Below are 13,553 nucleotides of genomic sequence, written 5' to 3' on the forward strand. Positions count from 1 at the left end.
GGGTGAGAGTTTCTTCCCTAGTTGGTTTCCCCTTATACGCCCCGATAACGAGGAAGAAGATGTCCCCCACCTCTGCAGGCAATGTCATTAAGTTTAGCCTTCCCCTCAAGGGGAAGGCTTTTAACTCAATGTCGCTTAACTTAATGACATTGGGCTTTTTGTCAGGTTCTTTTTTTTTGCAGGGAAGGAGTTTGCAGGCAGGCCGCCGAATTAAGTAATACATCGCATTGATTGAATGCATATCACGAAGAACAAAGATTTGCAGAAGCAAGAGATATTGCTGAGGGGGCGTTAATTTTGGATAGAAAACTTAGAGTGCTGATTACGGACGATTCCAAAATGCTGCGCAAGAAACTGCGCCAGGAACTGGAGGCACTGGACTGTGAGGTGTTGGAAGCGGAGAATGGCAAAGAGGCAGTCATGATCAATCTGCAGGAATCTGTCGACTGTATCTTTTTGGATATCGTGATGCCGGAAGTTGGAGGCATCGAGGCATTGCAGGTCATCAAGGAAGTGAATCCTGATCTGCCGGTTGTCATGCTTTCGTCGGCAGGAACGCCGCAGAAGCTCATGGTTACCCTCAAGATGGGGGCAATGGATTTCATCCAGAAACCATACTCCAGCGACCAGATCAAGAAGACCATCGAGACGGTCCGAAAGAAGGTCGCTGCGAATGGCAAGTAAGTACAATATCGCCCAGTGCCTGCTCAACGAGGAGAAACATACGCCCGAAGAGATACAGGTGCTTCTGAAACAAGGCGAGGAAAATGAAGGGGCTATGGTCCGGCTGTTGCCGAAGGTCGAGACGGTCGATACGCGGCCAGTGCGAACGGCTTTGCTGCGGGCGGCCGGTGATGGCTACTCACCAGGTGAATTGTCGATCTATACGGCGTATGTGGAGATATTCATCGAAAAGCTCCGTGAGCTTGTGCATACGGAAGCTGTGATTGCCCAGGAGCCTTGCCAGGAGTCTGAGCCGTCACCTGCGTATGCGGCATCTGTCCGCATCGATGGTGACTTTGACTTCGTGGGAGGCGTGATTGCCAGCGAATCTGTTTTTTTGGAGCTTGCGCGCCGTTACAGCGAAGATGATTCGCTGACAGAGGTCGACGACATGGCGATCGATGCCTGTTCTGAGTTCCTCAATGTGGTGCAGGGGCTGTTCTCGGTGGCGATGGCAAGACAGGATCTCGAAGGTGAGCTGCAATTGCCGCGGTGGGGAAAAGATGTCGTTCCGCAGGGGAGCCATCAACTGTGCCTGCGGGTCTACACGTCAGTGGGAGCTTTCCAGATTGTGCTGGCGGTAGATGAATTTTTCTGATATAATCAGGGGCAGAGTTGCTGCTCCTTTTCTTTTCTAGGAAAATTAAAAAAAGTGTTGACAGATATCGTTTTAGCCTTTATAATGAATTCTGTTGTTAAGCGACAAGCACAACAGCGAAAAATAAATAGCTTACTTTTGTAGAGCATTGTGGAGAGTTGTCCGAGTGGTTGAAGGAGCACGCCTGGAAAGCGTGTATACGGTGAACGCTGTATCGAGAGTTCGAATCTCTCACTCTCCGCCATTTTTTTATTTATTTTTATAGGGATTATTCTTTTTCAGGTCGGGCCATAGTGTCTGGGTCTTGCGCAATGAAGTCCCGCGAACCTCGTCAGGTCCGGAAGGAAGCAGCGATAAGAGGGCCGCTTCATGTGCCGCAAGGTCGCCTGGGGACTGTGGTCCGACGTGGAAAAGAATAAGGATAGCAACAAGCTATCCTTTTTTTTGTATACAGAAAGTCAAAGGGGAGACGGGTTATGGCGTATATTGCATTGTACCGGAAGTGGCGTCCGGGCAGTTTCAAGGACCTGGTGGGGCAGGAACATATCAGCCGGACCTTGTCCAATGCCATCACATCGGGGCGCATCGGTCATGCCTATCTGTTTTCAGGCCCGCGTGGTACAGGTAAGACAAGTACAGCTAAGATCTTGGCGAAAGCGTTGAACTGTGAGCAGGGGCCGACGCCTGATCCCTGTGGCGAGTGTGAGCAGTGCCGCAAGATAAATGATGGTTCGTCGATGGATGTCTTTGAGATCGATGCGGCTTCGAACCGTGGTATCGATGAGATCCGCGACCTGCGTGAGACGGTGAAATTCGCACCGGTGGATGGCCGTTATAAGGTCTATATCATCGATGAGGTCCACATGCTGACGTCGGAGGCTTTCAATGCGCTGCTCAAGACGCTGGAGGAGCCGCCGGCACATGTCGTCTTCATCCTGGCGACTACGGAGGCGCACAAGGTGCCGGCGACGATCCAGTCGCGCTGCCAGCGCTACGATTTCAAGCGCATCACGGTGGAGGAGATCCGTGAGCGGCTGGCTTATGTGGCCGAGGAAATGCAGCTGGATGCTGAGGATGAGGCCCTGACGATGATTGCTGTCCAGGCCGATGGTGGTCTGCGTGATGCCCTCTCGATCCTCGATCAATGTTCGGCGCTGGCTGAGGGGAAGATCACGGCTGAGCGCGTGCGGCAGATCCTAGGTCTTGTCGGTCATGATTGGATCTACCGCATCACAAGGGCCTTGGCCGCACATAAGGCGCAGGAAGTGCTCGAAATCATCGCGGAGCTCTTGCGGGATGGCAAGGATCTCAAGCAGATCGTGGCGGAGCTTTCGCTGCACCTGCGCAGCTTGATGATCTATCAGGCCGCAGGTACGGTAGCGAATATGGATCTATATGCTGAGCAGGATGAAGTGCTCAAGGAGCAGGCGCAGCTATTTACGTCAGAGCAGATCATGCAGATGATCAAGCGCTTGCATGAGGCAATGAACGAAATGAAATGGTCGCCGCAGCCGCGCATCACAGTCGAGGTTGCCCTGTTGGCTTTGTGCCGTCCGGAGGCAGCTGCCGTCAATCCGGCGGCTGCGCCTGCGGCAGCCGCAGATCCGCGCATCGCCCAGCTGGAGGCCAAGCTGGCCCAGGTAACGGCAGCTCTGGCAGCAAGACCGGCAGCTCCGGTAGCAGCTGCCAAAGCTGCTGTGCGCCCTGCACCTCCGGTCCAGGCGCAGACTGCACCGCCGCCTGCGCCGCTGGAGGTCACGGCGGCTGATGCAGAGGTCTGGGATACCCTGTTGCGCAGATTGCGGGAGACCAATAAGATGCCGATCCTGGCTTGTGTACAGCAGGGAAGTTTTGCCGGTATGACTGAGAAACAGTTTTTCATCCAATTCAAGGGCAGTCTGATGGCGTCGCTGACGATGCGCAATTATCGGCAGCAGCTTGAAGCGCTGCTGCAGGAAATCACGGGGCGCGAACTGCATCTGTCGTGCAGTGGCGAAGACATGCCGATGGCTCCGCCACCGCGTCCTAAACCAAAACCGCGGGCGGAATCCATTCCGCTGCCAGAGGAGCCGCCAACCATTCCGGTGGACCTCAATGACATTCCGCCGGAGGAGCGGGCGCCGCTGGAGACGGCTTTCAACTATTTTGGGGATCATGTAGTAGAAATCGAGGATGACAAATGACAGGGTTAGTGAAGCAACTACAAGAGAAGACAGGATTTTCGGAATCTGAGGCGATGATTGCAGATTATTTGCTGACGCATTTCCGCATGCTGCCGGGGATGTCGACACGCCAGCTGGCCAAAGAAACCTTTACGAGTTCGGCGGCGATTGTCCGCTTCAGCCAAAAGCTGGGCTTTGGCGGTTACACGGAATTCCGGGTCAAATTCCTGGCGGAGATGATGCGTTATATTGAGCGGCCGCATGGTGATGACCTTGTCATGACGGATCGGGATTCTGTACATTCACTGCTCGATAAGGTTACGAGTATTGAGCTTGATGCCATCAAGGATACGCGGACGATGCTTGACCCGGCGGATTTTGTGCGGGCATTGACGCTGCTCAATAAGACAAACCATATCGATTTTTATGCGACAGATAATAATCTCGACATTGCGAATATGGCGGCCTCCAGCTTTATCATGGCTAATAAATGTTCGACGGTTCATCCGGCCATGACCATGCAGTATTTGCAGGCGACTGGTGCGCCTAAGGATCATGTGGCGTTTTTCATCAGCCGTACGGGTGAGAACCGCATGTTGCTCGATATTGCGCATTTGCTTAAACTCCGGGGCAATTCCATCATCCTGCTGACCGCAGCACCAAATTCGTCGTTAGCTTCTATGGCTGAGGTGGTTTTTCCTGTGGCTACGGTAAAATCCATGGAGGAGTTGGGGCCACGTGTCTTCTTGATGACGGCAAAATATGTGACCGATATCCTGTTTGCGGTACTGATGACACGGGTGGATTACAAAAATGCCCAGCAAAAGGAGCAGTGGCTCAACAAGCATTTTTACTACTGATGAAGATTTTCTGGCTTCCCTGCGGGGAAGCTTTTTTTTATGCGTAAATAACAGAATATTTCAAATACCTGCAATATATGTAACAGTGATACAGCACAAAGAATCTTTCTGTGCACTTCGTTGAATCAGTGTTTCTTATTGGTTTGGCGTTATTGTGCGCAAAAAGTACGACGTGTTATATTAGACTTACCTTAAGGGGAAGAGGCTGGGCGCGCAGCCTCAAGGTTATCGACTATTGGAAAAGAGGAAAAAGAACATGAGTAAACAAGAACTATTCGATAAGTTTATCGAATTCATGGGAGAGTTCGCTCAGATTCGTGCTGTAGCAGCTCTGCGTGATGGTTTCATCATGACGACGCCATTTACGATTTGTGGTTCGGTGTTCCTGCTGCTCGCAAATCTGCCGATTCCCGGTTATGCTGAGTTCATGGCTTCGCTGTTCGGCAATGATTGGACGGCACCACTCAATGCAGTTGCTGGTGGTACGTTCAGCGTGCTGGCACTTATCGTAGTTTTGTCGATTACATATAAATATGTAGAGAACGAAGGTTGCGATGCCATCATGGCATCAATCCTGGCCTTGTCCACTTTCCTGATCCTTCTGCCGCCGTCCATCCTTACTAAGGGGGGAGAAACTGTTGGTGATATCATTCCGAAGGCTTGGGCTGGCAGTAACGGTGTCATCACGGCAATCATCATTGCTTTCTTTGTTTCGTATGTGTTCTGCTACTGTGAGAAGAATCATATCGGCATCAAGATGCCGGATTCTGTCCCCTCGGGCGTTGCCAAAGCCTTTACGGCTCTCGTACCAGGCATGATTTTCTTTACAGCAGCATCCGTATGCTATGGCCTTTGCCATTATATCGGCGCTACGACGCTGCCAGAGCTTATTTTTAAAGTCATTCAGACGCCGTTGCAGGGGCTTTCGGATTCGCTGGCTGGTGGTTCGATCATCGTCGGTCTGCAGAGTATCCTGTTCTGGGCTGGTATCCATGGCCCGAACGTTGTCGGTGGAGTAGTCAGCCCGCTCTTGATTGCCAACTCGCTGGACAACCAGCATATCATCGATGCGGGTATGAGCCTTATCAACAATCCGCAGGCTAAGATCTTTACCTGCCAGATCAATGATGTATTTGTCAAGAGTGGCGGCTGCGGCCTTACGCTGGGCTTGCTGATTGCCGGTGCGATCACGGCGCGTTCGCAGCAGCTCAAATCCTTGATGAAGATGGCCTTTGTTCCGGGACTCTTCAATATCAATGAGCCGATCATCTTCGGCCTGCCGATCGTCTTCAACCCGTATCTGCTTGTACCGTTCATCCTGGTACCGCTGCTGGCTATGTTTGTCACGTACTTCTCGATCTCGCTGGGCTTCATGGCTCCGTTCAGTGCTGTACAGGTTCCCTGGACGACGCCGCCGGTAATCGCTGGCTTCTTGCTCGGTGGCTGGCAGGGCGCTGTCGTACAGATTGTGAACCTTGCTATCGCTACGGCTGTCTACTTCCCGTTCCTCAAGGCGCAGGACAATGCCTTCCTTAAAGAGGAACGCGGTGAGCAGTCTGAGGAGAACGTCGAAGATACGGATGCAGTCACTACACATTGAGATAAAGGGGAGTTAGATGATGAATCGTAAAAAAACGGGAGCTATCCTGCTGGGATTGACTATGGGGCTTACGGGAACGGTATGTGCAGCACCAGCGGAGCAAAGCGATATCAGTGCGCGGATTGCAGCTATCGAGGCACAACAGCAGCAGCTTGCCGCGCAGTTGGAGGCGCTCAAAGCGGAGAATAGCAAGCTCAAGGCGGAAAAAGCGGAAACGGAAAATAAAGTCAATGATGTTAAAAAAGAGCAAGATCGTGTAAAGATCCATGGCTTTGTACGTGCCTCGTGGGATAAGGATAATGCCCGCAATCAAGGGGATGCCTGGGCGGATGAGAAAGATAATTCCCGCTATTATCTGAATCTGTTGGGGGATCTTAAAATCAATGATGAGTGGACTGGCCATTTCCAGAGCGAGACAAATCAGCGGTTCGCGCATCAGACTGGTAATGGCACGGAAGGTAAATTGAAGAGAGAGCATGGACAGATCCAGCGTATTTGGCTTACGGGTAATCTCAAGAACGGTTTGGAAATCAATGCGGGCCGTAAGTGGAGTCCGCTTGGCATGCAGTTCTCGTTGCTTGGCTGCACCACGAGTGGTATCGATGTAAGCTATCCGATTACGAAACAAGGATTGCGAGCTGGTGCTTTCTACTATGCGATGGCTGAGTATGATAATGCGGACTTTTCGATGTGGGGACCGACAATCCGTGGCCCGATCGGACATAATTTCGACATCAATCTCGCCTATGCAAAGCTGAATGTTGGGCGTACAGGCGAGCTCAATAAATTCTATGAAGCGGGCAAACAAAAGACGCCGTTTGGCAATCAAGGATTTGTCTTGAGTGCGGCGACGAATGTTGCTAAGAATTTGCGGCTTACTGCGGATTATGTGCAGACGAATTATCAGGCAGACCCAGGTGAACAGGATAATAATCGCGCGTATCTGGCCCGGCTGGATTATAAGTGGACGAATCCATCGGTCGTCGGTTCGTTCGGTGCTTATCTGCGCTACCATGACATCCAGGCGCATGGCAATATCTGGGCTGATGATGCTTGGGGATCGCTGCTCAAGGACTCCAAGGGCTGGACAGTTGGCTTCAAATATGTGCCGTGGAAGAATGTGGAATGGGAAACGTTCTACCAGATTGCTGACTGCGGCATGTCGCAAAAAGCCGATGGCGAATGGTGGGAGAAGAAGTCGTTCAAGCGCAATCTTATCCGCACGCAGCTTGACTACCATTTCTAATCGGAAGCTATCGATTATATAGTTTTTCAAGGTCAAAGGGGAGAGTTTATCATGAAAAAGATTGTTTTGCTTTGTGCATCGGGAATGTCTACGAGCATGCTCGTCAAGAAGATGAAAGAGGCCGCTGCTGCGGATAACTACGATTGCTCCATCGATGCCTTCTCGGCATCGGAGGCGGCAACGAAGGCAGCTGATGCGGACTGTGTTCTTCTGGGGCCGCAGATTCGTTTCCAGAAGAACAAGATTGCCGAGCAGCTTCCGGGGATTCCGGTTGATGCTATCGACATGCGCATGTATGGCCGTATGGATGGCAAGGGTACTCTGGATTTCGCGCGTAAACTTATGAAGGATTGAGGTTTTATAATGGAAGGTTTGGAACTTATCGCATTTCAGATTATTTCGGCTGTCGGCACGGCCCGCAGCTGCTATATTGAGGCCATTCAGGAGGCTAAAAAAGGCAACTACGAATCGGCAGAAAAACTTATTAAAGATGGCGATGAAGCGTTTGTTGAAGGTCATGATGCTCATGCGGGGCTCCTGCAGAAAGAGGCTTCGGGTGAGGGGGGCAACATCAATCTGCTGATTCTCCATGCCGAAGATCAGCTGATGAGTGCTGAAGGCTTTAAGACGATTGCATTGGAATTCATCGAAGTGTACAAGCGCTTTGATGCTGAGAAGGAGGCCTGATTATGAGTTTCCCAAAAGGTTTCCTCTGGGGCGGCGCAGTAGCTGCCCATCAGCTTGAAGGTGGCTGGCAAGAAGGCGGCAAGGGGATAAGCGTTGCTGATGTCATGACGGTCGGTGGCCCGGGAAAGCCACGTGAAATAACCGACGGTGTCCTGCCGGGCAAGATTTACCCGAATCATGAGGCGATTGAATTCTATTCCCATTATAAGGAGGATATCGCTTTGCTGGCCAAGCTGGGGTTCAAATGCTTCCGCACAAGTATTGCCTGGACACGCATCTTTCCGAATGGTGATGAGCTCGAGCCGAATGAAGAAGGCCTGAAGTTCTACGATGATCTCTTTGATGAGATGCATAAGTATGGTATGGAGCCGGTTATCACGCTGTCACATTTTGAGATGCCGTATCATCTGGTTAAAGAGTATGGCGGCTGGCGCAACCGCAAGCTTGTTGACATGTTTGTCCGCTTTGCTGTGACCTGTTTTGAGCGTTATAAGGATAAAGTAAAATACTGGATGACATTTAATGAAATCAACAATCAACGCAACGTTGATGATGCTTTTGCGCCGTTTACGAATTCTGGCGTGCTCTATCAAGAGGGAGAGGATCGCTATGAGGTTCTCTACCAGGTAGCGCATCACGAGTTTGTCGCTTCGGCTAAGGCCGTCATCGAGGGGCATAAAATCAATTCGGATTTCCAGATTGGCTGCATGCTCGCGATGTCGCCAGTTTATCCGGCGACGTCCAAGCCGCTGGACCAGATGGCAGCGCTCAAGGAGATGGATCGCACTTTCTACTATGGAGATGTCCAGTGCCGCGGCCATTATCCGCAGTATATGCTCAAAGAGTGGGAGAACCGTGGTTATCATATCGTGATGGAAGACGGCGATCTTGCGCTGCTTGAGGCAGGCAAGGTAGATTATTTTGCGCTGTCTTACTACATGAGTTTCGTCAGCGAGTATGACCCGAATGGCAAGATCCATATGGGCAAGGAAGTCCCGAATCCGTATGTCAAGGCATCGGATTGGGGCTGGCAGATCGATCCGGTCGGTCTCCGGTATATGCTCAATGTTCTGGCAGAACGCTACGAGTTGCCGATGATGATCGTGGAAAACGGCATTGGCTTGCATGAAAAGCCGGCAGAAGATGGTGTGGTGCATGACGATGAGCGCATCAAGTATTTTGCTGAGCATATTGCGCAGATGAAGGATGCCATCGAAAAAGATGGCATCACGCTGATGGGGTACTGCCCCTGGGGGCCAATTGACCTCGTCTCAGCCAGCACGGGTGAGATGGAGAAACGCTACGGCTTCATCTATGTCGACAAAAACAACAAAGGCGAGGGTACACTTGCGCGTTCGCCCAAGAAATCCTTCTATTGGTATCAGAAAGTCATTGCCAGCAATGGTGAAGATCTAACGTATTGATTATATGAATCGGGAGGAATACAGAATGATGGATATTCGCAAGAAAGCTTTGGCAGTAGCAGTTTTGGCTGCACTGGCAGCTCCGGTCTCTGTTTCGCTGGATGTGGTTTCGCCGGCAATTGTTTCTGCTGCACCGGCAGCGGAAACGAAAGCCAGTGATGCCTTTACGATTGATTTGACGAAAGGCGGGCAGAATGACATCTCCATCCCTTCGGATGGCTGGTCGAATGGCGCGATGTTCAATGTATTCTGGCATAAAGAGAATGTTACTTTCCATGATGGTGCGATGCAGCTGGTAATCAACCCCTCGCCGAATCCGGCGGCGGATAAGGTTCCGTATTCCGGTGGTGAGTATCGTACCAAGAATTTCTATGGTTATGGCCGTTTTGAAACGACGATGAAGGCCATCAAGAATGATGGTGTTGTCTCCTCGTTCTTTACCTGCACGGGGCCTTATGACAACGGCAACGACTGGGATGAGATCGACTTCGAGGTACTTGGCAAGGACACCACGAAGGTCCAGCTCAACTATTTCCGCAAGGGTGTTGGTGGCCATGAGAAGATGATCGACTTGGGCTTTGATGCATCGGAAGACTTCCATACCTATGCATTCGAGTGGCACAAGAACTCTATCATCTGGTATGTCGATGGCAAAGAGGTCTACCGTGTCGAAGGGGGCGACCTGCCGTGCACGAAGGGCCGTATCCTTATGAACGCATGGTGTGGCAAAGGCGTCGATGAGTGGCTCAAGCCCTTCAAAGATGACAAAATGCCGCTGGTGGCTGAATACAAATCCATCAAGTATACGCCGTTTGCAGAATAAGGAGTGATAGTATCATGCAGAGCAAGAAAAGACTTTGCCAGTTGGTACTGGCGGGGATTGCCATGCTGGGAACCTGCGGGATGGCATCCCTTACGGAAGCTGCCGATGCTGGTATGCATGTCGATCAGGTCGGCTACCTTACTGGCTATGAAAAAGTAGCTATGGTAACGGATTCCGGCGATACGGATTTCAGCGTAGTCGATGCCAAGACGGGGAAGGTTGTCTATACGGGGAAACTGTCGGCAGCCAAGGCTGATCCGATGTCTGAGGAAACGCTGCGCCGGGCGGATTTCACAGGGCTCAAAACGCCTGGTACATATAAGCTCAAAGTGGGCAATCGTGAATCCTATGACTTTGCTATCGGCGACAATGTCTATGCTGTCCCAGCTGTCCAGACCTGGCGTTCCTATACGCTGACGCGTAGCGGCACGCCGATTGATGATGCGGGTATCACGGGCCTCAAAGTCAAAAACGGCCATGCGCAGGACAAAGAAGCCAAGGTGTATTTCACGGACAAGCTCAATAAGAAGGGCGATAAAGTCGATGTGACAGGCGGCTGGTATGATGCCGGCGATTACGGCAAATACACGACGACAGCTGGCATTGCCGCTGCTGAGCTGCTGCTGGCCTATGAGGCGCATCCTGATCATTTCACGAAGGGGCAGCTGTTGTTCCCGAAAGGCATCAAGTACGATAAGAATCTGCCGGATGCGCTCAATGAAGTCAAGTACGAATTTGATTTCATGAAAAAGATGATGCGCAAGGATGGCAGTACGTTCCATAAGGTATCTGGTGCCCAGTGGCCGGGCTTTGACAAGAGCCCTGATACGGATACGCAGGAGCGCTTCTTATACAGCACTTGCTCGGCCAGCACGGCGATGTATGGTGCCAGCCTGGCTATTGGTGGCCGCGTCTACAAGGATTTCGATCCGGCATATGCCAAGTCGCTGCTGAAGGATGCCGACAAGGTATGGGGCTATTTGGCCAAGACGAAAGAATCGGTCTATCGCGTGGATGAAGGCCAGGAAAGCGGTTCGGGTCCGTACAACGATACGAATGACATTCAGGAGCGCTTGTGGATGGCCGCTGAAATGTTCCGTACGACGGGCGACAAGAAATATGAAGAGTATCTCAAGGCGAACAAGGCGGAGTTCACCAAAGCACCGGGCTTCTTCACTTGGGATAACACGCTGGCCTTGGCGCAGTTTGCCTATGCGATGTCCAAGAATGCGGATGCAGGTCTGCAGACCGAGGTAAAGAAGGTTTATCTCGATTATGCGGATATGATTGCTGGCAAGATCGCTAAAGACGGCTTTGGCTGTGCGCTGTCGAAAGAAGAATACACCTGGGCCTCGACGAAGAATGCCATGACGCAGGGCGATATGCTGCTGATGGCATATCAGCTTGAGCCGAAACAGGCCTATGTCGAAGGTGCTTTGTCCCAGATCCATTACATGTTTGGCCGCAATTCGCTCGATAAGAGCTTCCTCACTGGGGCCGGATCTAATCCGCCAGAGCATCCGCACAACCGCATCCATGAGAGCACGGGTGCCTATATCCCGGGCCTCTTGGTTGGTGGACCGAATGCAGTATCGGGCGGCGATCCGGATCAGACGAAGTATCTGGAGAGCGGCCATATCCCGACGGCAAAATCCTATCTGGATGTCCTGTCGTCCTGGTCTACGAATGAGTATGCCATCGACTATACGGGAACGGCAGCCTATGCTCTGGCATGGTTTGCCAAACCGGAAGCTCTTACGGCATCTCAGATAAAGCTTACGCGCGATTTCCCCGTCGTGGCGAAGTAAGATTCTCTTTTTCAAACCTATAACAAAACTTTGGAAAACTGTTTCTGCAAAAAATCTCGCTGTCGTGCAGACGGCGGGATTTTTTGTTCGCGTGGGCTGTTGCGGATTATGGTTGACGTTGGCACGTTATTTTGGTAGGCTAGAGGAAGTGAAAAAAGAAAGACAAGCATGCTTGGTTAACAGCGTGTGATGAGAGGAGCAATAACATGTTTGGTGGAATGGGCAACATGGGCCAAATGGCCGGCATGATGAAAAAAGTCCAGAAAATGCAGAACGAAATGAAGAAGATGCAGGACGAACTCAAACGCAAGACTGTTGAGGTCACGGCTGGTGGCGGCGCAGTCAAGATTGTCATGAATGGCGAGAAGCAGGTGCAGTCGCTGGTCATCGATCCGGCAGCTGTCGATCCGGAAGATGTTGAGATGCTGCAGGATCTGATCTCGGCAGCATTCAATGAGTCCATCAAGAAAGTAGACGATATGATGGCCTCTGAGATGGGCAAGCTGACGAGTGGTCTTGGCTTGCCGCCAGGGATGTTCTGATTGTGCAATACATTGCACCGCTTGCAAAACTGATAGAGCATTTTCGCGCACTGCCGGGGATTGGAAACAAGACGGCAGTGCGTCTTGCTTATCATGTGCTGGATATGGATGTGGAGCAGGCCAAGGCTTTAGCTGGTGCTATCGTCGAAGCGAAGGAGAAGATCGGTTATTGCAATACCTGCTTCAATCTCAGCGACCAGAACCCTTGCGCAATCTGTGGCAGCGACCAGCGCGATCATTCGCTTATCTGCGTGGTCGAGCAGCCGCAGGATGTTGCAGCGATGGAGCGCATGCGTGATTTTCACGGCGTCTATCATGTGCTTCATGGCGCTCTGTCCCCACTCGAAGGTGTGGGGCCTGACCAGATACGCATCAAAGAACTGTTGAACCGTCTGGCTGATGATACAGTCAAGGAGGTCATTATGGCGACGAACCCGAATGTTGAGGGGGAGGCAACTGCCATGTATATTGCCAAGCTGCTCAAGCCAATGGGAGTAAAAGTCACGCGCATCGCGCATGGCCTGCCGATTGGCGGCGATCTTGAGTATGCGGATGAGGTGACCTTATCCAAGGCAATGGAAAATCGGAGGGAAATCTAATGGAAATCATCGTGGCCTTTGCAGTGGGCCTTATTGTACTCTGCCTGATCGGCAAGATCATTGCCTTGCCGATGAAGCTATTGTGGAAACTCATCACGAACAGTGTGGTGGGTGCTGTTTTGTTGTGGGTGGTCAACCTGTTTGGGGCTGGTATCCAAATCACCTTTGTGAAAGCTTTGCTGGCAGGTGTACTCGGAGTTCCGGGGGTAATCATCGTCCTGCTGATGAACTGAGAATAGATCCCTGGCTGTACTGGCTGATGCTGGCAGTCAGGGATTTATTCATAAAAACATGCAAAAAATGAAAAAAGGTGTTGACATATGAGGAAAAGACGTGTATCATAATACAAGTCGCTGAGAGATACGGCACACGATGTGAACCCGCAAAGCCTTGATTGGCAAGGGATTGAAACATGTCGGTTCCGAATTCAGTCAAAAAGAATTTTGAAAAAGTTCTTGACAGAGAAAACTCAACGCGATAT

14 protein-coding genes, 1 tRNA gene, 1 other RNA gene and 1 pseudogene are annotated in these 13,553 nt (G+C 51.3%); 16 read left to right on the forward strand and 1 reads right to left on the reverse strand.

The features are described 5' to 3' along the window. Positions 1–297 precede the first annotated feature (297 nt). The 16 genes from FZ041_RS10145 to FZ041_RS10220 all read left to right on the forward strand — a co-directional run bounded on the left by FZ041_RS10145 (position 298) and on the right by FZ041_RS10220 (position 13,305). The gene (locus tag FZ041_RS10145; RefSeq protein WP_075445228.1) at positions 298–684 is read left to right on the forward strand and encodes a response regulator; all 387 of its coding nucleotides are present in this window, start codon (positions 298–300) and stop codon (positions 682–684) included. After that, the gene (locus FZ041_RS10150; protein ID WP_149189467.1) at positions 674–1,321 is read left to right on the forward strand and encodes a chemotaxis protein CheX; all 648 of its coding nucleotides are present in this window, start codon (positions 674–676) and stop codon (positions 1,319–1,321) included. Before FZ041_RS10145 ends, FZ041_RS10150 begins: the two co-directional genes overlap by 11 nt. A gap of 152 nt (positions 1,322–1,473) precedes the next feature. Beyond that, positions 1,474–1,565 (forward strand) — tRNA-Ser (locus FZ041_RS10155). Between the two features lie 51 nt (positions 1,566–1,616). Beyond that, positions 1,617–1,716: signal recognition particle sRNA small type (ffs, locus tag FZ041_RS10160), an RNA gene on the forward strand. Positions 1,717–1,797: 81 nt separating this feature from the next. Then, positions 1,798–3,504 carry a DNA polymerase III subunit gamma/tau gene (gene dnaX / locus FZ041_RS10165; protein ID WP_149189468.1) on the forward strand — a complete coding sequence of 569 codons (1,707 nt, stop codon included), beginning with the start codon at positions 1,798–1,800 and terminating at the stop codon, positions 3,502–3,504. Then, positions 3,501–4,343, forward strand: coding sequence for a MurR/RpiR family transcriptional regulator (locus FZ041_RS10170; RefSeq protein ID WP_149189469.1), 843 nt, complete (start codon positions 3,501–3,503; stop codon positions 4,341–4,343). The genes dnaX and FZ041_RS10170 overlap by 4 nt, the downstream gene beginning before the upstream one ends. Before the next feature lie 256 nt (positions 4,344–4,599). Further along, positions 4,600–5,943, forward strand: coding sequence for a PTS sugar transporter subunit IIC (locus FZ041_RS10175; protein WP_149189470.1), 1,344 nt, complete (start codon positions 4,600–4,602; stop codon positions 5,941–5,943). 16 nt (positions 5,944–5,959) lie between these two features. Then, positions 5,960–7,189, forward strand: coding sequence for a hypothetical protein (locus FZ041_RS10180; protein ID WP_149189471.1), 1,230 nt, complete (start codon positions 5,960–5,962; stop codon positions 7,187–7,189). Between the two features lie 51 nt (positions 7,190–7,240). Next, positions 7,241–7,543, forward strand: a complete 303-nt coding sequence (locus FZ041_RS10185; RefSeq protein ID WP_149189472.1) for a PTS sugar transporter subunit IIB — start codon at positions 7,241–7,243, stop codon at positions 7,541–7,543. 9 nt (positions 7,544–7,552) lie between these two features. After that, entirely contained in the window at positions 7,553–7,876 is a 324-nt protein-coding gene (locus tag FZ041_RS10190; RefSeq protein WP_149189473.1) for a PTS sugar transporter subunit IIA, read from the forward strand. A 2-nt stretch (positions 7,877–7,878) separates the two neighbouring features. Further along, on the forward strand, positions 7,879–9,300 hold the full coding sequence (locus FZ041_RS10195) for a 6-phospho-beta-glucosidase (RefSeq protein ID WP_149189474.1): 1,422 nt from the start codon (positions 7,879–7,881) through the stop codon (positions 9,298–9,300). Between the two features lie 25 nt (positions 9,301–9,325). Continuing rightward, on the forward strand, positions 9,326–10,123 hold the full coding sequence (locus tag FZ041_RS10200; protein ID WP_255449343.1) for a glycoside hydrolase family 16 protein: 798 nt from the start codon (positions 9,326–9,328) through the stop codon (positions 10,121–10,123). Positions 10,124–10,137: 14 nt separating this feature from the next. Further along, entirely contained in the window at positions 10,138–11,931 is a 1,794-nt protein-coding gene (locus FZ041_RS10205; protein WP_075445212.1) for a glycoside hydrolase family 9 protein, read from the forward strand. A 206-nt stretch (positions 11,932–12,137) separates the two neighbouring features. Beyond that, positions 12,138–12,473, forward strand: a complete 336-nt coding sequence (locus tag FZ041_RS10210) for a YbaB/EbfC family nucleoid-associated protein (RefSeq protein WP_075430492.1) — start codon at positions 12,138–12,140, stop codon at positions 12,471–12,473. Between the two features lie 2 nt (positions 12,474–12,475). Then, positions 12,476–13,072, forward strand: a complete 597-nt coding sequence (recR, locus tag FZ041_RS10215; protein WP_075445210.1) for a recombination mediator RecR — start codon at positions 12,476–12,478, stop codon at positions 13,070–13,072. Continuing rightward, positions 13,072–13,305 (forward strand): pro-sigmaK processing inhibitor BofA family protein, encoded by a 234-nt coding sequence (locus FZ041_RS10220; protein ID WP_075445208.1) that lies wholly within the window; start codon positions 13,072–13,074, stop codon positions 13,303–13,305. The genes recR and FZ041_RS10220 overlap by 1 nt, the downstream gene beginning before the upstream one ends. Here FZ041_RS10220 and FZ041_RS14580 read toward each other — a convergent pair. Next, a pseudogene (locus FZ041_RS14580) lies at positions 13,283–13,553 on the reverse strand (hypothetical protein); the annotation flags it as partial. The gene FZ041_RS10220 and the pseudogene FZ041_RS14580 sit on opposite strands and share 23 nt — an antisense overlap.

This window comes from Pseudoselenomonas caprae, from assembly GCF_008271345.1.
Taxonomy (GTDB): domain Bacteria; phylum Bacillota; class Negativicutes; order Selenomonadales; family Selenomonadaceae; genus Selenomonas_A; species Selenomonas_A caprae.